This window comes from Cytobacillus eiseniae (assembly GCF_017874625.1).
Lineage (GTDB): Bacteria > Bacillota > Bacilli > Bacillales > Cytobacillaceae > Cytobacillus > Cytobacillus eiseniae.
Map to the genome: position 1 here is coordinate 37,460 of NZ_JAGIKZ010000022.1, position 20,913 is coordinate 58,372.

Annotated in this window: 22 protein-coding genes; 4 read left to right on the forward strand and 18 right to left on the reverse strand. The window is 39.2% G+C overall.

Going from position 1 to position 20,913, the window contains the following annotated elements; translation table 11 throughout:
* Window positions 1-189 precede the first annotated feature (189 nt).
* Both J2Z40_RS15215 and J2Z40_RS15220 read right to left on the reverse strand, forming a co-directional pair.
* Window positions 190-702, reverse strand: coding sequence for a YwhD family protein (locus tag J2Z40_RS15215; RefSeq protein ID WP_066398370.1), 513 nt, complete (start codon window positions 700-702; stop codon window positions 190-192).
* Between the two features lie 61 nt (window positions 703-763).
* Complete coding sequence (locus J2Z40_RS15220; RefSeq protein WP_066398373.1) at window positions 764-1,420, reverse strand: site-2 protease family protein; 657 nt, start codon at window positions 1,418-1,420, stop codon at window positions 764-766.
* Between the two features lie 211 nt (window positions 1,421-1,631).
* On the opposite strand from J2Z40_RS15220, the gene J2Z40_RS15225 reads away from it, so the two are divergent.
* On the forward strand, window positions 1,632-1,817 hold the full coding sequence (locus tag J2Z40_RS15225; protein ID WP_066398374.1) for a 2-hydroxymuconate tautomerase: 186 nt from the start codon (window positions 1,632-1,634) through the stop codon (window positions 1,815-1,817).
* Window positions 1,818-2,146: 329 nt separating this feature from the next.
* On the opposite strand, the gene J2Z40_RS15230 is transcribed toward J2Z40_RS15225, so the two are convergent.
* The 3 genes from J2Z40_RS15230 to J2Z40_RS15240 all read right to left on the reverse strand — a co-directional run bounded on the left by J2Z40_RS15230 (window position 2,147) and on the right by J2Z40_RS15240 (window position 4,501).
* Window positions 2,147-2,662, reverse strand: coding sequence for a YwgA family protein (locus J2Z40_RS15230; RefSeq protein ID WP_066398376.1), 516 nt, complete (start codon window positions 2,660-2,662; stop codon window positions 2,147-2,149).
* 49 nt (window positions 2,663-2,711) lie between these two features.
* Window positions 2,712-4,013 carry an HD domain-containing protein gene (locus tag J2Z40_RS15235; protein ID WP_066398378.1) on the reverse strand — a complete coding sequence of 434 codons (1,302 nt, stop codon included), beginning with the start codon at window positions 4,011-4,013 and terminating at the stop codon, window positions 2,712-2,714.
* Between the two features lie 263 nt (window positions 4,014-4,276).
* Entirely contained in the window at window positions 4,277-4,501 is a 225-nt protein-coding gene (locus J2Z40_RS15240) for a YuzB family protein (RefSeq protein ID WP_066398380.1), read from the reverse strand.
* Window positions 4,502-4,881: 380 nt separating this feature from the next.
* Here J2Z40_RS15240 and J2Z40_RS15245 point away from each other — a divergent pair, with 380 nt between their 5' ends.
* Window positions 4,882-5,640, forward strand: coding sequence for an RsfA family transcriptional regulator (locus tag J2Z40_RS15245; protein ID WP_066398382.1), 759 nt, complete (start codon window positions 4,882-4,884; stop codon window positions 5,638-5,640).
* A 78-nt stretch (window positions 5,641-5,718) separates the two neighbouring features.
* Here J2Z40_RS15245 and lipL read toward each other — a convergent pair whose 3' ends face one another.
* Together lipL and pta are read right to left on the reverse strand one after the other, a co-directional pair.
* On the reverse strand, window positions 5,719-6,558 hold the full coding sequence (gene lipL, locus J2Z40_RS15250; protein ID WP_066398385.1) for an octanoyl-[GcvH]:protein N-octanoyltransferase: 840 nt from the start codon (window positions 6,556-6,558) through the stop codon (window positions 5,719-5,721).
* Between the two features lie 222 nt (window positions 6,559-6,780).
* Entirely contained in the window at window positions 6,781-7,758 is a 978-nt protein-coding gene (gene pta / locus J2Z40_RS15255; RefSeq protein WP_066398389.1) for a phosphate acetyltransferase, read from the reverse strand.
* A gap of 479 nt (window positions 7,759-8,237) precedes the next feature.
* Here pta and hemQ point away from each other — a divergent pair, with 479 nt between their 5' ends.
* Both hemQ and gerQ read left to right on the forward strand, forming a co-directional pair.
* Window positions 8,238-8,984 carry a hydrogen peroxide-dependent heme synthase gene (hemQ, locus tag J2Z40_RS15260; RefSeq protein ID WP_066398391.1) on the forward strand — a complete coding sequence of 249 codons (747 nt, stop codon included), beginning with the start codon at window positions 8,238-8,240 and terminating at the stop codon, window positions 8,982-8,984.
* 554 nt (window positions 8,985-9,538) lie between these two features.
* Complete coding sequence (gene gerQ, locus J2Z40_RS19870) at window positions 9,539-10,000, forward strand: spore coat protein GerQ (protein ID WP_066398393.1); 462 nt, start codon at window positions 9,539-9,541, stop codon at window positions 9,998-10,000.
* 49 nt (window positions 10,001-10,049) lie between these two features.
* Here the strand turns inward: gerQ and J2Z40_RS15270 are convergent, their stop codons facing one another.
* The 11 genes from J2Z40_RS15270 to nikB all read right to left on the reverse strand — a co-directional run bounded on the left by J2Z40_RS15270 (window position 10,050) and on the right by nikB (window position 19,753).
* Entirely contained in the window at window positions 10,050-10,421 is a 372-nt protein-coding gene (locus J2Z40_RS15270; protein ID WP_066398396.1) for a DUF423 domain-containing protein, read from the reverse strand.
* Between the two features lie 21 nt (window positions 10,422-10,442).
* Window positions 10,443-10,706: a YwdI family protein gene (locus J2Z40_RS15275; protein ID WP_066398397.1), complete on the reverse strand. Its 264-nt coding sequence runs from the start codon at window positions 10,704-10,706 to the stop codon at window positions 10,443-10,445.
* A 23-nt stretch (window positions 10,707-10,729) separates the two neighbouring features.
* Entirely contained in the window at window positions 10,730-10,906 is a 177-nt protein-coding gene (locus tag J2Z40_RS15280) for a uracil-DNA glycosylase (protein ID WP_066398399.1), read from the reverse strand.
* Window positions 10,907-11,462: 556 nt separating this feature from the next.
* Window positions 11,463-12,011 carry a chromate transporter gene (locus J2Z40_RS15285; protein ID WP_066398401.1) on the reverse strand — a complete coding sequence of 183 codons (549 nt, stop codon included), beginning with the start codon at window positions 12,009-12,011 and terminating at the stop codon, window positions 11,463-11,465.
* Complete coding sequence (locus J2Z40_RS15290) at window positions 12,008-12,538, reverse strand: chromate transporter (RefSeq protein WP_066399617.1); 531 nt, start codon at window positions 12,536-12,538, stop codon at window positions 12,008-12,010. Before J2Z40_RS15290 ends, J2Z40_RS15285 begins: the two co-directional genes overlap by 4 nt.
* An 86-nt stretch (window positions 12,539-12,624) precedes the next feature.
* Window positions 12,625-14,229, reverse strand: a complete 1,605-nt coding sequence (locus tag J2Z40_RS15295) for a gamma-glutamyltransferase family protein (protein WP_066398404.1) — start codon at window positions 14,227-14,229, stop codon at window positions 12,625-12,627.
* 78 nt (window positions 14,230-14,307) lie between these two features.
* Window positions 14,308-15,330: an ABC transporter ATP-binding protein gene (locus J2Z40_RS15300; RefSeq protein ID WP_066398408.1), complete on the reverse strand. Its 1,023-nt coding sequence runs from the start codon at window positions 15,328-15,330 to the stop codon at window positions 14,308-14,310.
* Window positions 15,327-16,310, reverse strand: a complete 984-nt coding sequence (locus tag J2Z40_RS15305; protein ID WP_066398417.1) for an ABC transporter ATP-binding protein — start codon at window positions 16,308-16,310, stop codon at window positions 15,327-15,329. The genes J2Z40_RS15300 and J2Z40_RS15305 overlap by 4 nt, the downstream gene beginning before the upstream one ends.
* Before the next feature lie 9 nt (window positions 16,311-16,319).
* Window positions 16,320-17,873, reverse strand: coding sequence for a glutathione ABC transporter substrate-binding protein (locus tag J2Z40_RS15310; protein WP_066398419.1), 1,554 nt, complete (start codon window positions 17,871-17,873; stop codon window positions 16,320-16,322).
* Window positions 17,874-17,895: 22 nt separating this feature from the next.
* Window positions 17,896-18,792, reverse strand: coding sequence for an ABC transporter permease (locus J2Z40_RS15315; RefSeq protein ID WP_066398421.1), 897 nt, complete (start codon window positions 18,790-18,792; stop codon window positions 17,896-17,898).
* A gap of 19 nt (window positions 18,793-18,811) precedes the next feature.
* Window positions 18,812-19,753, reverse strand: a complete 942-nt coding sequence (gene nikB, locus J2Z40_RS15320) for a nickel ABC transporter permease (RefSeq protein ID WP_066398423.1) — start codon at window positions 19,751-19,753, stop codon at window positions 18,812-18,814.
* Window positions 19,754-20,913 lie beyond the last annotated feature (1,160 nt).

Here is a 20,913-nt window from a genome sequence, read left to right on the forward strand (position 1 = left end):
TCTTAGAAAAAAAACTGCCTAGAAAGTGAAAAACCTCGGGAACTCCTCCCCGAGGTTTTTCGTGTCCTAGTTTTACACAGTGTATTCACACTGTTAAATAGTTTACTTTATTTTATAGAGTTTGGGCAAGTAGTTAAAAATTTTAGTCGGTAAACTGTCACAATTTCGACAAAAATCATACGAATATGATTAATCGGCTTGCAAATCTGTTTTTAATTGCTTATCCGAATGTTCCCACATGTCAAGATTATGATTCTTAAGGAAATCAGCGAGGATTTTTTTTGATTTATCATCCATATGATCGACAATAATATGCTTCTTAATCGATTTATCCAACCGGTTCACATGCTCTGGCAATAATTTATACCCTCTGCGAATTTCTCTATCTACCGTCATTTCACAAGCAGTCACACCCGCATAGTATGGACCTTCTACTTTTCGATCAACTGTCACCCAAATGAGCCAATAAGGCTTCCCATTAGGCACCTCTTCTTTGCTCTTTAAAAATTTGATCCCTTTTTCCACTGGACTGCGTGCATGCATAGCTCCTACTTCAATCGTTGCCTCACCAGCATCGACATCAATAATGACTGGAGATACGTGATCTAACGTTAATGAGCCAGAGCCAAATCCTCCATGCCCATCTGTTGGATCATTCTTAATAATATTAAAGCCGATATCCTTCTTCTTTTTTTCTTCCATGGGAATCCTCCTAATCTGAGTTCAAAATGAATAATATCTACTAGCTTATAACCAGTTAATTTTAGATAAACAATCGATAAAAGAAATCTCCAAGTCCATCCGTTAATACAGGCAAAATCGTACGAAAGATGGGCTGGATTGTATATTGATCAAGTGGTGTAATCACAAGGATTAAAAAAATCACTGATCCATATGCTTCAAATTGAGTGAGCTTAGGGCGCACATGAGCTGGAACGAGGTCTTCAATAATCCGAAATCCATCCAATGGGGGAAACGGAAGCAAATTGAAAACAAACAACATAAGATTAAGTGGAATAAAAATATTAAAAAATTCCGGTACAAACATTGGCAGTCCTTCAGCTACGCCCATTCCGAGCATCGCATACCAAATGATAAATCCTAGTATCGCCAACAAAAGATTGCTGATCGGTCCTGCGATCGAAACAAGAATCCCCGCTAGCCTTGGATTCTTAAAGAAATAGCGATTAACTGGTACCGGCCGCGCCCAGCCAAAGCCAGCAATAAAAATGAGAATCGTACCGATAGGGTCTAAATGATGAATTGGATTGAGCGTCAATCTTCCTTGCTTTTGTGCGGTTGAATCACCAAATTTATATGCTACATACGCATGGGCAAATTCATGAATGGTAAAAGCAATCATCAGCGTAATTGCCACATATGGAATTTCCTTAAGTGAAAAGGCCAAAAATTGTTCCAAGCATCCAACCCCTTTTCCGTCCGGATCCTAAAACCTTACATAAGAATCCTTCTATACATTTATTTTCGAATTATACAAAAGTATACACGACTTTGTGAATAAAGTGAAAAAGGATGCAAATGACGTGTACTTGCATCTTTTATTAAAATATGAAAAACTACAAATGAAATGGAATCAAGCAAAATGAAACGGAAGAGAGAGGCGAATTCTAATGCCATATGTAACTGTAAAAATGCTTGAAGGACGTACAGAAGAGCAAAAGCAATTACTTGTAGAGAAGGTAACAGCTGCAGTCAATGAAACAACGGGTGCACCAAAGGAAAACATCGTTGTCTTCATTGAAGAAATGACAAAAAATCATTATGCAGTTGGTGGAAAACGACTGAGTGACCAATAATCCTTATAAGAAAAGCAGCCGAGCAATTAATGCTCGGCTTTTTCTTTTAGCTCTGCTAATTTTCGTGTATGTATGAAAATTCCTACACGGAGGATTTCTGCCCAAAAAGACGAAGAAGCAAAATATAAGCGGAATAATTCCGGTTAATGTAAAAAAGGAAGCTTAAAAAGAGAATATAAGCGGAGAAATTCCGGTTAACTGCTTTAAATTAAGACAAAATCCATCCATTTGGATTAGATAAGCGGAAAAACTCCGCTAATTTTTAAGGAAATAGAGGTATTTTCCAATTTAGCCGGAATTTCTCCGCTTATTTTTCAAACATTGTAAAATCAACAGTCAGTTTTAACAGCTTTTTCTTTTAAATTGGCAATATATTGATACGCTTGGTCGATTTCTTCCTCTGTGTAACGCTGCTTGCTTTTAAGTGTAAATACTTTTTCGATCACTTCTTCTTTCGGAAGATTATCAAAATAAAGAATCGTAGAAACAAGCTCAAGAAATCTCGCATTCTGATTGTTCATATCCGACATAATTTCTTGAATATTAGGCATGGATACTGGATTTAGGCTTAAAAACTCCTTGCCATTATCTGTTAGTGTATAGCGATATTGATAATACCCGCCCTTTTTTTCCTTCCATTCATCTAAAAACCCCATATTACAAAGCTCTTCAACCCTTAATGTCAGCTCCTCTGAATAGGGGCCATAAAAGTGAAATTGGAAGCGTTCTTGAAAGGGAAAGGTCATTTTTTTCGCGATATAAACCATCTTCTGCAGCTTTTTCCGTCCGATAATTTCTTCAGAAGCAGCAATCGCATGTATGATTTTGGCATGATCTTTTAACAAGCTCTTCATCTCCTACTCCGTTTAATCCCGTATCTATATCTACATTTATTTATTCTAAATCTAGCAGCCTGCGTATTTCTTTTTTAATTGCTGGCTCTGACGAATCATCATAAAGGAAATCAGCTGGATAATACAATTTATGATCGGTTCTTCTTTTTCCAGAAATCGCGTCAACAATTTCTGATTCACGTGAGAGTTCCCGGATATCGCCCTTTTTCATTAATAATTGGATAGGGAGTCTTTCTTCCTCTTCCCCAGGACGATAGAAATCATAGGGCAAATCTGATGAGGAATCGACAACTAGATAATAGTCAGGATCAATGCCAGCTCTCTCAAATAAAATAGATAGCTCTGCTAGCTTCTTATACTCCTTCGCTGGATCAAACTCTGAATATTTATAGAGATTCCGATTCATAAAGCGGCAGCATAGGTCACGAAGAATGGAATCTTCCTCCTCTTGCCACATTTGAAAATAATATAAAATAACTGCTTCATCAAGCTTGATATAATCTTGTAATTTCATTTCACCATTGAACATGGAATAAAAATGAACAGGCTGTGATTTAAAAGAATAGCTCGTTTCATGTAGTTGTTTTGCTCGATGGAGGATTTTTGTTAGAATTACTTCTGCACTGCGAGTCACTGGATGAAAATACACTTGCCAATACATTTGATAACGGCTCATTATGTAATCCTCAACAGCATGCATCCCACTTTGCTTAAAAACAACCTGATCTTCTGTCGGCTGCATCACACGCAGAATTCGCTCCATATCAAAATGGCCATAGCTAACCCCTGTGAAATACGCATCCCGTTGAAGGTAATCCATTCGATCAGCATCAATCTGACTTGATATTAAACTGACAACCAGTTTATTTTTAGAAGTTTTGGCAATGACCTCCGCTACTTTTTTCGGAAAATCCTTGCTTACCTTTGACAGTACTTTATTAACCTCTGTTTCTCCCAGAATAATCGCTCTTGTAAAATATTCATGATCTAAATCAAAGACTTTTTCAAAGGAATGTGAAAAGGGGCCATGCCCTAAATCATGGAGGAGTGCAGCACATAAGGAGAGCAGACGGTCTTCTTCATTCCATTCAGGACTTCCTTTAAATACATCATCAGCAATTCGCCGCACAATTTCATACACACCTAAAGAATGGTTAAAGCGGCTATGCTCGGCTCCATGAAAGGTTAAATAGGTCGTTCCAAGCTGCTTTATTCTACGAAGTCGTTGAAATTCTTTCGTGCCAATTAAGTCCCAAATGACCCGATCCCTCACATGGACATAACGATGCACAGGGTCTTTAAATACCTTTTCTTCACGTAATTTCTCCATCGGATATGTCATCTTTTCCCTCCGATTTTCCAACTTCTCTTTATTATATCTTGATTCCATTAGCAATTCACTACGGAAATTTTCCTAGTTTCACCTAAATTCGACAATCAGCCCTTCATTGAAGAACAAGAACAATAGCTTAGAGATTCTCAGATCATCACCGTACATATTAGTTGTCTCCCTCCCGATAAAGGAAAGGCAATATTGCTGCCGTACATGATACGATCGACGTAAAACAATAAAAAATCACCTAAGGCTACGATTCAAAGGTGATTTTACTTTTTTAGCTTTTTATTAATTTTCTCTATTAGCTCATCTTCTGTTAAAGCAGCTAGCGGACGATTATTTACAAATGTGAATGTTTTCTTTCTCCCTGGCCCACAATAAGAGTGACAGCCAATTTCAATTGTTGCCTCTGGATCTATTTCTTTTAAGCGTGGGATTAACGTCTTTAAATTAACACCCAGACAATCGTCGCAAACTCGAAATTCGTTTGCCATATATAATTACAACCCTTTCACTCGGTAATCTCTATCTACTTAAAGTCTGACCGCTGATATTTATTTCTATACAGTCGGCTCTTGCTGTATTTTACAGCTAATATCCTTCTAATGCAAGCCGTTCAACCCAATGATTCCTATGAAAATTTCTTACATTTATCCCAAATATACGAGTAGTTGTACAAAAAGCTTGAGATCGATAGGGAAGAAAAAGTCCATCCTCCCTTTCTATCGAGAAGAAGGCAACCGTAAATAATGGAAATTCTCACTTTATATTAAAATCTACTATCCTTTTAATCCAACTCGTATAAATTTTCCTATAATTGTCCATCCTTACAGTAAGGTGTTAAAAATAGTACAAAAAATAGGGAGTTGAGTATATGAAAGTTCGACAAGATGCATGGACAGATGAAAATGATTTATTACTAGCAGAAACCGTATTAAGACATGTTAGAGAAGGAAGCACACAATTAAATGCGTTTGAAGAGGTAGGAGACAAGCTAGATCGTACTTCTGCTGCTTGTGGGTTTCGCTGGAATGCCGTTGTAAGGCATCAGTATGAAAAGGCACTTCAGCTAGCAAAGAAACAGCGCAAACAAAGACAGCGCATACTCGGTAAGGAGCAGGCTGGCAAGAAAAAGCTGCTATATTCCCCACCAGTTCCAGAGATCAGTGAGCTTGAAGTTACAGATATTTTAGTACAGGAGCCCGTTTCTGTACAAGAGGAATTTTCTCAAGAATTCTCTGAGGAATTATCGGCAGAAATAACGGAAACCAAATCGATTCCAGCTCCAGCATACACAGAAACAACAAGCATGCCAATCAGTTCAGAAATGAATCTCGATCGTGTCATGGCATACTTACAATCTTTAAAACATTCGAGTATTCAATTAGATATATTAAGAAATGAGAATGAAAGATTAAAACGTGAAAACGCACAGATTAAGAGCCGTAACGAGGAATTAGAGGGTAAAATTGGACAATTGGAACAAAATACCATTACCATTCAGGAAGATTACGAGACATTAATGAAAATTATGAATCGAGCACGTAAACTTGTACTCTTTGATGAGGAAGAACGACCTGCAACTAAATTCAAAATGGATCGAAATGGCAATTTAGAAAAAGTAGCCGAGTAATTTGATGGCTGCAGTGAAATAGGAGAAAAGGCAATCATCCTCGATTAAGAAAAGCCGTAGCTGCTATGTTACGGCTTTTTATTCATTTGCATCCCCAAGCACCTTCTCATTTCGTAAAACAACACGATCATAATACGCATCAAATAATGGCTGTTCTTCCTCTTGAAGTACACCAGCATAAAGGTGTCTGCATCGATTTTTCAAAGCAGTTAAAAAACGAAACATGACATCTTGAACTGTCAAGTTTTGCTGCAATAAATCGGATAAGGAGGCCATCACAGCAGGATCTATTTCTGGATATTGGAATTTTGTTTCTTCCCCATTCCTTGATCGATTGTAGAATTGTCCAATCAACTCCGCTCGATTACTCCCACTGCCATTCACACATAAATAGATTTGCACAGCCACCCCATTCCGAAGCCGTCTTTGCGAAATGCCTGCAAATTTTTTATCATCAATACTTAAATCATAGCTTCCAGGGCAATAAGAGCCAACAATTTCCTTTGCTTCTATTTCTATATTAAAATCTGAAAACATTTCTTTTATTAGCATCCACATCGCATCATAGCCACGATTAATATCAATGCCCTTTTCCTTTTCAGGGAAAATAAGTGAAACATTGAGAACACCCTCATCAAGCACAACAGCCAATCCGCCTGAATTTCTCACAATCACATGATAGCCTTGACTCTTTAGAAAATTAATTCCTTCCGTCAAATAAGGCAATTTCGTATCTTGAATCCCTAGAACGATCGTCTTTTCATGAACCCATGCTCTTGCTGTCGGTGGAGCAATGCCGCCTCCTACAGAAGCACATAACGTATCATCCATCCCAAAGGAATGCAATGCAGGCAAATGGATGGCTAACACTGATTCATCAATTACCCGCCATTGTTCTTGCTGTAATAAATCTTTCATTTATTGAACTCCTCTATGTTTATTGAAACATTTTTGTATTTATTCGCTAACATTTGATTTTATTGGCCGTCTTTTGCCTTTTATTCGCCAAAAGTTAATTATATTGGCCGTCCATTGCTTTATATTCGCCAAAACTAACCGTTTATCCGCCAAAACCAATTATACCAACAAGAAATATAGAAAAAAAGAGCTAGATCCGATGACTAGCTCTCTCCATCTACTCTATTGATTAAGTGCCTGTGCAGCTGTAATTAAAGCGAGCTTATATACATCCTCTTCATTGCAGCCACGTGATAAATCATTTACCGGTCGGTTTAATCCTTGCAAAATCGGGCCAATCGCTTCAAAGTTACCAAGGCGCTGGGCGATTTTATAACCGATATTTCCTGCTTCAAGACTTGGGAAAATAAATACATTCGCATCTCCCTGAATTTCTGAGTCTGGAGCTTTCTTTTTTGCTACAGAAGGGACGAAGGCTGCATCAAATTGGAATTCTCCATCTAAGGTCAACTCAGGTGCACGTAATTTCGCTTCCTTTACTGCCTCTGCTACCTTTTCTGTTTCTGGAGATACTGCCGAACCTTTTGTCGAAAAGCTGAGCATCGCTACGCGCGGCTTGACATCAAACATTTCCGCTGTTTTCGCACTTTCAATCGCAATTTCAGCTAAGTCCTGGCTAGTAGGTGAAATATTGATGGCGCAGTCTGCAAAAATGTACTTTTCATCCTCGCGAACCATAATAAAGACACCCGATGTTTTGCTGACCCCTTCCTTTGTTTTAATGATTTGCAATGCCGGGCGGACAGTGTCAGCCGTAGAGTGAGCCGCACCACTCACAAGTCCATCTGCTTTATTCATATAAACAAGCATCGTTCCAAAATAGTTTTCATCCTTTAATATGTTTCTCGCATCTTCTTCTGACACTTTGCCCTTTCTTCTTTCAACAAATGCCGTCACACATTCATCCATCTGCTCAAATTGATTTGGGTCATAAATCTCCGCAGATTCCAATGCAATATTCAGTTCATTCGCTTTTGCTTCAATTTCTTTAGCATTCCCAATTAAGATGGGGGTAAGTAATTGTTCAGCAGCTAATCTTCCTGCTGCAGCCAAAATTCGTTCATCCATTCCTTCAGGAAAAACAATCTTCAGTTTCTTTCCAGTCACATTTTCTTTTAAAACCGTAAATAAATCACTCATTAATAGTCCTCCTCATTTTTTATATGTAGGTAGATAAGTAGTCTTTCTTTATAAGATAAGAAAGCATTTTTCGGGGCCAGAGGATTGTCCAGCTTCTAGCGTCCATTGGATTGCAGACAGATCAGCTTTGATTTGCCTGCTCACTCGTTTTCATCCCGGAGCCACGCCCGTCCATACGTCCGCCAATAGTAGCCTTCCTCTTTTCTTTTCCTTCTTTAGGATACGCAATCAAGCAAAATTATCAAGTTTGTTTCACTATCATTCCGATATCTTTATTTTCACCAATTTCTCAATTATTCATCAACTAAAGCATACCTAACCTATTTTACTATTTGCACATTGTTACAAAATATCCACAAATCTGTCATATAAATCGAGATACTTTAATTTTACTGAGTTTTATTCTCATATAATTTGGAGAAACTATGATATAGTTATGGTGTGATTCATCGCACATATACATATTAGGAGTGATAGCAATGAGTGAAGCAGCAAAAACGCTTGAGGGCTGGTATTGTTTACATGACTTCCGTGCCATCGATTGGACATCTTGGAAAATGTTATCGAGTGATGAGCGTCAAGCAGCTACCCATGAGTTTTTATCCCTTTTAGATAAGTGGAATACAACTCAAAGCGAGAAAAAAGGAAGCCATGCACTTTACACGATTGTTGGTCAAAAGGCTGATTTCATGATGATGATTCTACGACCGACTTTAGAAGAAGTAAATGAAATCGAAAATGAATTTAATAAGACAAAATTAGCTGAATATACAGTACCTACCTCTTCTTATGTGTCAATTGTTGAATTAAGCAATTACTTGCCATCTGATCAAGATCCATATCAAAGCCCTGAGATTTTGGCTCGTCTGTATCCGATTCTTCCTAAAGCAAAGCATGTTTGTTTCTATCCAATGGACAAGCGCCGTCAGGGCGATGACAACTGGTACATGCTACCAATGGAAGATCGCCGCAATATGATGCGTAGCCACGGAATGATCGGCCGTCAATACGCAGGCAAAGTAAAACAAATTATTACTGGATCTGTAGGCTTTGATGATTATGAATGGGGCGTTACATTATTCTCTGATGATGCCCTTCAATTCAAGAAGCTTGTATATGAAATGCGCTTCGATGAAGTGAGTGCTCGTTATGGTGAATTTGGTTCATTCTTCGTTGGAAACATCCTTGCAGAAGACAAAGTTGCCGACCTTTTACATGTTAATTAATTGATTCACATTTAGCCACCTAGCAATGATGATTGCTAGGTGGTTTTTTGTTTTTAACTGGCTATTTTCTAAAAGATTGTTGTTTTTAAATCAAATGTTTTACCAATTAAGTCGGTTGATTGGAGCGGAAGGTGCGAGATCCTCGAAAATGCTGTCGCATTTCCTTCGTGCGGTGTGAATTCTAAGAAGCCTACTCAATGTCCTGTGGGATGCGTTGGACAGCTGAGACCCCGCAGGAGCGTGAGCGACGAGGAGGCTCAAGCGGACAACCCCACGGAAAGGGAGCAACCTGGAGCAGAAATCAACCTTTACCAACTTTATCTTAATAAGCAACAATGTTTGCGAAAACAGCCTTAATTTTAATAATATCGCTTGCCTACAAAACCTATCATAGGGTGTTCGCATATGCTTTTTTTCATAAAAAAAGCATAAAAAAACAGGCCTATACATACAAATGAATTAGTGAGGATTGATTATTTCTCTTTGTCCATTCATCTACTATTCACTTATGAACAAAAGTGTTGATTACTTTGATTTTTCTAGGAGGGAAACGTGTGAGTCAAAATTACAACCAATACACTGCATACCCTTATTATGGGTATCCACTTCAAGCACAAACAAGTGGGACTCAAAGGGTATATGGCGCCCCACCAACAGCCTATCAGCAAGTGCCAGGTGTTACCGCTCAGTCAGTAGGAGGTGTCACCCCCACTCAATCCCATGGGATGCTTCCAATTGAACAGTCTTATATCGAAAACATTCTTCGGCTAAACAGAGGAAAGCTAGCAACGGTATACACAACTTTTGAGAATAATAGCAAATGGAATGCCCAAATATTTGAAGGCATTGTTGAAGCTGCTGGAAGAGATCATCTAATCATTAGTGATCCTCAAACAGGAAAGCGATACTTAATCCCGATGGTTTATTTAGATTATGTCACATTTGATGAAGAAATTGAGTATGATTATCCATCATTTGGCGGCTCACCTGGACTCTCAACCTATAGTCCTCGCTAATACAGCCAGAAAGGGCTTTGACTAAAATAAGTCAAAGCCCTTTCTGCTCTTATAAATACTTGACTGCAGCAATGATTAACAGTACCCAGCCAATTAAAAAACTAACGCCTCCAAGTGGAGTGATCGCACCAAGAACACTCACTCCTGTTAAGGTTAAAATATACAGGCTGCCTGAAAAGAGAATAATACCAATTAACATTGCCCAACCTGACCAAGATAATAAAGCAGTCGCAGGCAATTTGCCAAGTAAAACACCAATCACTAGTATTCCAGTCGCATGAAACATTTGATAGGTTACACCTGTTTTCCATGTTTCTAAATACTTAGGCTCGACCATTTTTTCCAAGCCATGTGCTCCAAACGCCCCAAGCGCCACCGCTAAAAAGGCATTAACAGCACCGATTATAATAAATAGCTTCATCTTTCCGCTCCTCTCCATCTTTTAAAAGTCAAACAAGGAGTCCCCGTTTGCATCGTCTTCCATTTCTATTCTTTTTGACTGCTGTATCATAGTCGGCTGAATCGGTTCAATCGTCTGAGGAATCTTTGAAATGGAGCTTTCCTTTATTGGCTCTTCAAGAATCAGCTCACAAATGGATTTCATTGCATGGACTCTTTCCCTCATCCTTGCAATGCTTTCACTCGACCTAGCCTCATGTAATTCCTTCTCTATTTTACTAAGTAAATGCTGGATGGAAATGTTCAACTTACTCCCCTCCGAATGGAAAATTATCGATCCACTTTCTTTTGAAAGCGCAGGCAAGGCTGACCAGATGCTCTTCTTACATCTAATGATGGCAAATTGGCTGTTTTAAACTGAAATGCTTTGCAGCCTTTTGGAAATTGCTGATCCCAAGTGACGTAGAAGAACTTACATTTGAAACAATCAATTCTTTTTTTAGTCATTTTACCCATTCCTTTAATTAATCAACATTTATTATACATGAACACTTTTTATTTATCGATCATCCCCTCTTATTTCCGTTCCTTCATCTTTCGACAAATGCTGTCTGTTTCACGTGAAACACCTTATTTCCTGGGGAATTTTGTCTACTGAACTTAATAATAAAGGCTGTTTATGCTAACATTGCTATTTCACACATCATTTTGATAAAGGTTGATTTCCACGCACGTGTGCTCCCTTTCCGCGGGGTAGTCCGCTTGAGCCTCCTTCGAGCAATCGCTCCTGCATAAGTCTCAGCTGTCCTACGCATCTAAGCAGGATATTGAGTTGGCTCCTTAAAATCCACACCGCACGAAGAAAATGCGACAGCATTTTCGAGGATCTCGCACCTTCCGCTCCAATCAACCGACCTATTTGGTAAACCATTCATTCTAACAATTGTTTTAAAAACAACAATCTTTTAGAAAAGAGCCTTTAAAAAAAGTCAAAATAAAAAAGGGAGATCCATTAATTTTGCTCCACCTTCGCGAACAAAATCAATTGGATCTCCCTCACTGATTAATGCACCCCAATGCCATATATGCCTGTGACTGCACCGATAGCTAATGCACATACAATGACTAAAGCTGGATGCACTTTGAATTTTTCCAATAAAAGAAAGCTTCCTATAATCAGCAAAATCGAATAGATTACATTCAGATTCATCATTGAATCTTGAGTAAACTGAAAAGTCATGACTCCTAGCAATACGGCGATAACTGGTCGTACAACGATGGAAATATTTTTCACCTGTGGTTTATCTTTATATTTTAGCAAGACAGCCATTAATACGAGCATCAGAATAATTGATGGGGCGACTGTTGCAAATAAGCCGATAAGACTTCCAAGCACGCCACCCTCTGCGTACCCTATATAGGCGGCCAATTTCGTTGCAATTGGACCAGGCAGTGAGTTGCCTGCTGCTAGAACTTCACTGAATTCTTGAGTAGTCATCCAATCATAACGATCCACCACTTCATTTTCAATCAAGGGAATAGAAGCTGGTCCGCCTCCGTAGCCAAGGATGCCTGGAATAAAAAAGGCTAAGAAGATTTGCCAATAGATCATACGCCTTCCCCCTTTTTACGGAACGGAACAAAAACAAGAATAATTAAAAATAGAATGAGAAATGCTGGATGAATCTTTAAGACTTCAATGAAAACAAGAGAACCTAAAATAAGCAATAAACCTTTAACCCAGCCAAGTGTTTCACCTGTTTTTTTAATAAATTCCCAAGTTAACACTGCAAGCATCACAGCTACAACAGGCACAACGGATGCAGACATATGCTGAACCCAAGGAACATCCTTGTAAACTTGTAATAATTGCAGCAAAAGGATCATTAGTAAGGCGGTTGGCGCGATCGTTGAAAATAAAGCGAGGAGGCAACCAAGCAATCCTCCCACTCTATAGCCAATATATCCAGCCATTTTCGTTGCGATCGGTCCTGGCATTGTATTCGCCAAAGCTAATGTATCACCGAACTCTTCTTCACTCATCCACATGTATTTCTTGACTGTCTCCTGATGAACAAGTGGAATGGAGGATGGTCCTCCACCGAAACCTAGTATTCCTACCCGAAAGAAAGCGAGCATAATGTTCAAATATGTTCGCCGATCAGGACGTGGACTTGGGGAGGGGGTAGGAGATGGAATCGGTTGTTCTCTAGCTAATGATGCATTTACCAAGCCGCTATTGCCCCATCCGTACGAGATTCTGTTCCACCCATTAATACTCCACTTTCATTGTCCCTCCAAATGATTTGGCCACGTCCAAAGCTTCCCCCATCAGATGTTACATGTACGTCATGACCTTTCCGCGAAAGTGCTTGAACTAAATAATTAGGAAACTCTGGTTCCACATGAACTGATTTCCCTTTCATCCATTGCCATCTAGGCATATCAAGTGCTGCTTGAGGATTTAATAAATAATCAATCGTATTGACTGCCACTTGGAAATGCCCTTGAGGCTGCATATAGCCACCCATCACACCAAATGGGCCTACTGCCTTTCCATCCTTTGTCATAAACCCAGGAATAATCGTATGATACGTTCTCTTCCCTGGCCTTAATACATTCGGGTGCGTTTCATCCAATGAGAAATCATGCCCTCTATTTTGTAAGCTAATTCCTGTACCAGGAATAACAATCCCAGATCCAAAACCCATATAATTGCTTTGGATATAAGAAACCATATTTCCTTCATCATCTGCAGCTGCTAAATAGACGGTGCCTCCTTTTGGCAGCTCATAAGGCAAAGGATCTGACGCCACATCTGAGATCACTTTGCTTCGTTCTAATGCATAAGGATCTGCTAATAATTCCTCAGCAGAAATCGGCATTTCATCCGGTTCAGTAATAAACGCCTGCCCATCTGTAAAAGCCAGTTTCATTGATTCTATTTGCTGATGAAGTGTTTCTACATTTTGCCAAGAGGGTGATGACATTTTTTCAAAAATATTCAATGCCATTAATGCAATCATTCCTTGGCCATTTGGTGGAACTTCCCATACATCATACCCTCGATAATTAGTAGAGATTGGCTGAACCCATTTTGGCTCATATTTTTCTAAGTCAGATTTTGATAGAAAGCCATGATGTGTTTTCATAAAATCATCGATCTTGTCTGCTAATTCTCCCTTATAAAAGGACTCCGCGTTCGTTTCCCCAATCGACTTTAAGGTAGAAGCATGACCAGGCGATTTCCACATTTCCCCAATTTCTGGTGCCCTTCCATTAGGTGCAAACGTTTCAAACCAAGCATTAAATTCCTCTGTCGTAAAATTTGTTTTAAATTTCTCATATGCAAATTTCCAATATTTCCCCAAGATTGGCGTAAGCGGGTAGCCTTCTTCCGCATAGCGAATCGCTGGTTTTAAGGTTTCTGCTAAAGAGAGACGCCCAAATTTCTCTGATAGTGCGGCCCAACCTGCTGGCACACCGGGTACAGTAACAGGCACCACTCCATGTACAGGCATTTTTGAATGACCTAATTTCTTAACGGCTTCAACAGAAATCGATTGTGGGGCTGGCCCTGATGCGTTTAATCCGTGTAACTGATCTTTCACCCATACAATGGCAAAAGCATCCCCACCAATTCCATTAGAAGTTGGTTCAACAACTGTTAAAGCTGCCGCTGTGGCAATCGCTGCATCAATCGCATTTCCACCCTTTTGCAGAATCTCTAATCCCGCTTGGGCAGCTAAAGGCTGCGAGGTTGCCACCATGCCTTTCCTAGCAAATACAGTATGACGTTTTGAATGAAAGGGATGAAACAAGTAATCCATCTTTACTCCTCCTGAAAAGTTATGTCGTCTCTAGTTAAATGAAGATACCTCCTACACAGTAGAAGGATTCGTGCAATATTATGCAATAGGCTGCCCTGCAAAGTGACATGCGGCAAAATGATTCGGCTCATACTCAACCCATTCTGGTTTTTCTCCCTTACATACATCCGCTGCAATTGGGCATCTCGTATGAAATGGACAACCAGACGGTGGATTCGCAGGGTTTGGCAGATCCCCCTGTAGACGAATTCGCTTATGTTTTGTATGAACAGACGGCCGAGGAATAGCTGATAACAGGGCTTGTGTATAAGGATGCAATGGGCGATCAAATAGCTCTTTCACCGTTCCAAGCTCTACTGTATTGCCCAAATACATGACCAATACACGATCACAAAAATAACGCACCACACCTAAATCATGAGAAATGAATAAATAGGATAATTGATATTTCTGCTGTAACTTTTTAAGAAGCTTCAACACTTGGGCCTGAACAGAGACATCTAGTGCAGATACAGCTTCATCACAGATAATAAATGAAGGATTTAAGGCGATTGCACGTGCGATCCCGATACGTTGACGCTGGCCCCCACTAAATTCATGAGGAAATCGATCAAAATGCTCCTCTTTTAAGCCCACTTCCTCTAATAAATCAATAACAGCCTGCCTTTTCTCGCCCGCTGACATATTCGTATGCATCGTAAAAACCTCTTCAAGTGCATGGCCAATACGCTGCCTCGGATTCAATGAAGCATATGGGTCTTGAAAAATCATTTGCATCTGTTTAATAAACTTTATTTTTTCTTTTCTTTTTAAATGCTGAATCTCTGTATCTTGGAAATAAATCTGTCCTTCTGTTAACTCTTCTAATCCTAAGATCGCTTTCCCCAATGTTGATTTCCCACAGCCTGATTCCCCGACAACACCTAGACTCTCTCCTTCATATAATTGCAAGGATACATTCTCAACTGCTTTTACATCTCCTTGTTTCCGTTTTAAAACGCCACCTTTTATCGGAAAATACTTTTTGATCCCTTTTAATTCGAGAAGGACTTTTGGTTTATTCAGCTCATTTGAAATAGTTTTTTCACTTGAGACAATCATCCTAATTTCCCCTCCTCTTCTTCTAACCAACAACTCACATGATGTGTATCAGATATTTTTGATAAAGGCGGCTCCTTGCTTCTGCAAATATCTGTTGCAAATTTACATCTTGCATGAAATCTGCATCCATCAATCTGTTCATGCAAGCTTGGCAAAGAGCCTGGGATTGCTTCTAATTCAAAGTCAGGATCATCCACATTCGGAACCGAATTTAGCAAGCCTTTCGTATAAGGATGCTTCGGATTATCGAAGATTTCATTCACATTGCCTTCTTCGACCTTTTTCCCTGCATACATAACCATTACTCGATCAGCAACTTCAGCAACAACACCCATATCATGGGTAATCATCATCACACCCATATTAAACTTACTCTTTAAATCATTCATTAAATCTAGTATTTGCGCTTGAATGGTTACATCAAGTGCCGTCGTAGGCTCATCTGCAATCAGCAAACCAGGGTTACATGATAGAGCAATCGCAATCATCACCCGTTGCCTCATCCCGCCACTTAGCTCATGTGGATATTGATTCATCCTTTTTTCTGGATAGGGGATTCCTACTTGCTTTAAAAGTTCAATTCCTTGTTTATTTGCTTCACTCTTTGATAATTTATGATGCAGCATTAATGGCTCTCTAAGTTGGAAGCCAACCGTTAACACTGGATTTAAGGCTGTCATTGGCTCCTGAAAAATCATTGAAATTTTATTTCCACGAATTTGCCGCATCTTTTCAGCTGGCAGATTATGAATGGGAGCTCCTTCATATAGAATTTCTCCACTCGTTATTTTCCCGTTACTAGGCAATAGGCCAATGACCGAGAGAGAAGTAATGCTTTTTCCACAGCCCGATTCTCCAACGATACATAATGTTTCTCCTTTTTTCAGTGAAAAGGAGACATCACGGACAGCAGGCAGCTGCCCGTCTGCCGTCCGAAATTCAGTCACAATATTTTTGACCTCTAGTAATGTCTCTCCCATCATTTCCACCTACTTTCTTGTTACCTCTGAAACATTCCATTTCCCTGTTGGCTCTAATTTAAGGCCAGTAAATGAAGCATCAAGGGCCGCTGTTACAACATCATGGTACATGATCACTACTGCATCATCTTCCAGCATTAATTCATTGGCCTGATTCAAGATTTCTAAGCGTTCTTCTTGATTCGTCGTTGTTCTTGAAGCCTCTACTAATTTATCAAACTCAGGATTATTGTATTGTGAACGATTCGATGATCCAACATTATCACTATGGAAGTTAGGATAAAGCAGCTCTGATCCATCACCTGTTAGATTGGACCAGCTCAAGAAAGTAAGGTCATAGTCACCCGCAAGTGTCGTATCTAAATAGGCTGCCCATTCCATTGTTTCAATTTCTACATTAAAGCCTGCTTCTGTTAATTGTGCTTGAACAACTTCAGCCATTAGAATGAATGTTCCTCTATTCGCAGCAAGTAATTTCAGCGTTTGCTGACCATAGCCATTTTTCTCAACCAATGCCTTTGCAGCCTCTAAATCATATGGCGTGCCCGCTTTATCTGCAGATTCTTTGTATCCAAATACTTTCGGACCGATTACACTGTCGCTTCTAACAGCCAATCCATTCATTTTGGAAATAAAGGCATCTCTATCAATTGCACTAGCAATTGCTTTTCTAAATTCAGGATCTTTGCTGATTTCTTTTGAATGATTAACAGATAAAAAGTATTGTGGCGTTCCATCTACTTTTTCAATAGCAACATTTTTCATGCTTTCGATTCGGCTAAGCTGCTCAGTTGGAAGCTTATCAATGAATTGAACTTCCCCAGCCTGTAGCATTGAAATCGCTGTTGATACTTCTGGTACAACTTTGAAAATAACTTTCTTTAATGCCGGCTCTCCGTCTCGGTAATCAGGGTTTGCTTCTAAAACAATTTGATCACCAGGCACCCAGCTCACAAATTTAAAAGGTCCTGTACCAACTGGTTTATTCATTAAGTCTTGTGTTTGGTCTGCTTCAGGACTAACAATTGCAGCATTTGAGTGTGATAGGGATGCTAGAAATGGTCCATATGGATATTTTGTTTTAATTTCAACTGTGTACTCATCAATCACTGTAATGGAATCAACTGGCTCCATTAATGATGCACGCGGTGCAGCTGTTGCTGGATCACGCAGTTTATCAAACGTATATTTTACTGCTTCTGCATTGAATGGTGTGCCATCATGAAATTTAATCCCTTGCTTCAATTTAATCGTCCATGTATTTTCATCTGGATTCTCATATGATTCTGCCAATTGTGGTTCAATTTCCATCGTTTCTCCATTTCTTTCAAAAAGCTTCTCATACACATGATCTGTAATATTTGCTGAAGCCCCATCATTTGTAAGAATAGGAGATAATCCTACAGCATCAGAAAGTGAAGCATATGTTAATACATCCTCTCCACCTGAGGCTCCTTTATTGCTATTTTCATTGTTTGGTTCAGAGGATGTTCCTCCGCTTGAACATGCGGCAAGAAAGATTGCAGCAAGCAATGTAATAAGTACTACCCAATTTCTTTTCATTTTAATTTCCCCCTATTTCATTTTATTGAATATCCATATTTGGATCGATTGCATCTCTTAGTCCATCTCCAACTACATTAAAGGCAAATACTGTAAGCATAATTGCAATACCAGGAACAATTGTTAAATGAGGAGAACTCCACATGAACGCTTGCCCTTGTGAAATCATTGCTCCCCATTCAGGAGTCGGCGGCTGTGCGCCCAATCCTAAATAGCTTAACGCAGCAGTTGAAAGGATTGCTGTTGCCATTCGCATCGTTGCAAATACAATGATTGGTGCAAAACAGTTGGGCAAAATATGCTTGACCATAATCCTTAAATCAGAAGCACCAAGTGATTTCATTGCCATGATGTATTCTTTCTCTTTTATCGAAAGAACCGACCCTCTGACAATCCTTGCACAGGACGGAATCGACCATATGCTTATGGCAATCGCAACATTTACTAGACTTGTACCTAAAATAGCAATGATTAACATCGCTAGGAGAATGCCAGGAAAGGAGAATAATAAATCAACAATACGCATAATTATGCCATCGAGCTTTTTATAATAGCCTCCAAGTAAGCCTAACGTGACTCCACCTATGAGGCCTAAACTAACTGCTACTAGACCTACGACAAGAGAAATACGTGCACCATACACAATCCGACTCCATACATCTCTTCCATAGTTATCTGTTCCAAGCCAATGCTCCTCACTAAATACCGGCAGTTCACTTGCTACTAAGTTTTGTTTAGCAGGGTCATATGAGGTAATTAAAGGGGCGCATATTGCCATTCCTATTTGGACAACGATTATAATCAATCCAATTACTGCTAATTTATTTTTTAATAATCTTTTTAGCGTTATGATAAAAGGGCTTTCCTTTTTCTTTACCTTTTTTATTTCTGTTCCTAGGGCAGGTACTATTTCCGCCATTGTCCCTCGCCTCCTTTCATTATTGATATTTAATCCTTGGATCGACATATGTATAAACAATGTCCACGATCAGGTTGACTAATACGAATAAAGTGGCAACCAGTAATACAGAGCCTTGAACCATCGGGAAATCTCGAGCAGCAATCGCATCAATCATTAAGCGTCCCACTCCATTTATTGCAAACACCTTTTCCGTAATAATTGTTCCGCCTAATAGTGCACCGAAATTTAATCCAATAACCGTTAACACCGGAATCATCGCATTCTTTAATGTGTGGATCCAAATTACATTCCGTTCCTTTACTCCTTTTGCTCTTGCCGTTCGAACATAATCAGCCCTTACTACTTCAAGCATCGAGGATCTTGTCATTCTTGCAATCATGGCTGCTGCCCCTGTCCCTAAAGTAATGGCTGGCAAAATTAATTCCTTCATGCCCTCTACGGTATACCATGGAGAGGACAAACCACTCACTGGCAGCCATTGGAGATTCACTGCAAAAACTAAGATTAATAGTGCACCTAGCCAAAAGTTAGGAATGGATATGCCTGTTAAAGCAAACGTAGTTGAGGTCATATCCAGCCAGCTATTGTGTTTTAGTGCTGAAATCAGCCCAGCAATGATTCCGATTATTACTGCAATAATCATACTTGCTACTGCTAGTTTCAGCGTATTGGGGAAGCGAATTGCAATTGCTTCAGAGACTGGTTGACGAGTTTGATAGGAATATCCTAAATCCCCTTGAACAACACTGCCCATATACCTTACATACTGCGTGATGAATGAATCATTTAATCCTAAATTTTCTCTAATTGCTTCGATATCCGATTCTGTAGCTGTCGGACCTCCAATCATTGAAGCAGGATCTCCTGGTGCAATATACATAGATGAAAATACTAGAAAGGAAATCCCAAATAATAGGAATATTAATTGAATAAACCTTTGAATAATCATCGCAACCATCTTTTTACCCCCCTTATTTTCATTTGTTAATCAAAAATTCACTTTTAGATTACAAAATGATTAAAATTATTTAAAAATGATTATAAATCATAAAAATTCAAAAATCCACATAAAATTAACATTTTTCTAAAAATTATTTATTTTTAAATTACCTTTTGGTTATTAAAGTGATAAATATCAAAACATATAGACTGTTAATAGTGAAAAATAACTAATTTTTGTACCTGTACTTATAAGCGCTTACAAATCAATTCGAGAAACGAAAGGAACCTGATTTTGTTGGCGCGTATTATTGTTATTAGAAGGAGGACTTAAAAGCTGTAGTACCGGGGTTTCTTTGCGGCTGATGGGAGACACTTTGACTTGGATTTCTATTTGTTCGGGATTGTATCCGGCTGATTGATGATACTTTGATTTGGATTTTTATTCGTTCAGGCTTCTATGCGGCTGATTGAGGACTCTTTCATCTAATTTTCTGTTCGTTCGGGCTTCTATACGTCCTATTGAGGACTCTTACACCTAATTTTCTGTTCGTTCGGGCTTCTATATGGCCGATTGAGGACTCTTTCATCTGATTTTCTATTCGTTCGGGTTTCTATACGTCCTATTGAGGACTCTTACACCTAATTTTCTGTTCGTTCGGGCTTCTATATGGCCGATTGAGGACTCTTTGACATGATTTTCTGTTCGTTCGGGCTTCTATATGGCTAATTGAGGACTCTTACAACTGATTTTCTATTCGTTCGGGCTTCTATACGACTGATTGAGGACTCTTACAACTCTTTTTCTGTTCATTCGGGCCTCTATACGGCTGATTGAGGACTCTTACAACTCTTTTTCTGTTCGTTCGATCCTCTATACGGCCGATTGAGGACTCTTTCATCTGATTTTCTGTTCGTTCGATCCTCTATACGGCCGATTGAGGACTCTTTCATCTGATTTTCTGTTCGTTCAATCCTCAATACGGCTGATTGAGGACTCTTTCATCTGATTTTCTGTTCGTTCGGGCCTCAATACGGCTGATTGAGGACTCTTTCATCTGATTTTCTGTTCGTTCAGGCCTCTATACGGCTGATTGAGGACTCTTTCATCTGATTTTCTGTTCGTTCAGGCCTCTATACGGCTGATTGAGGACTCTTTCATCTGATTTTCTGTTCGTT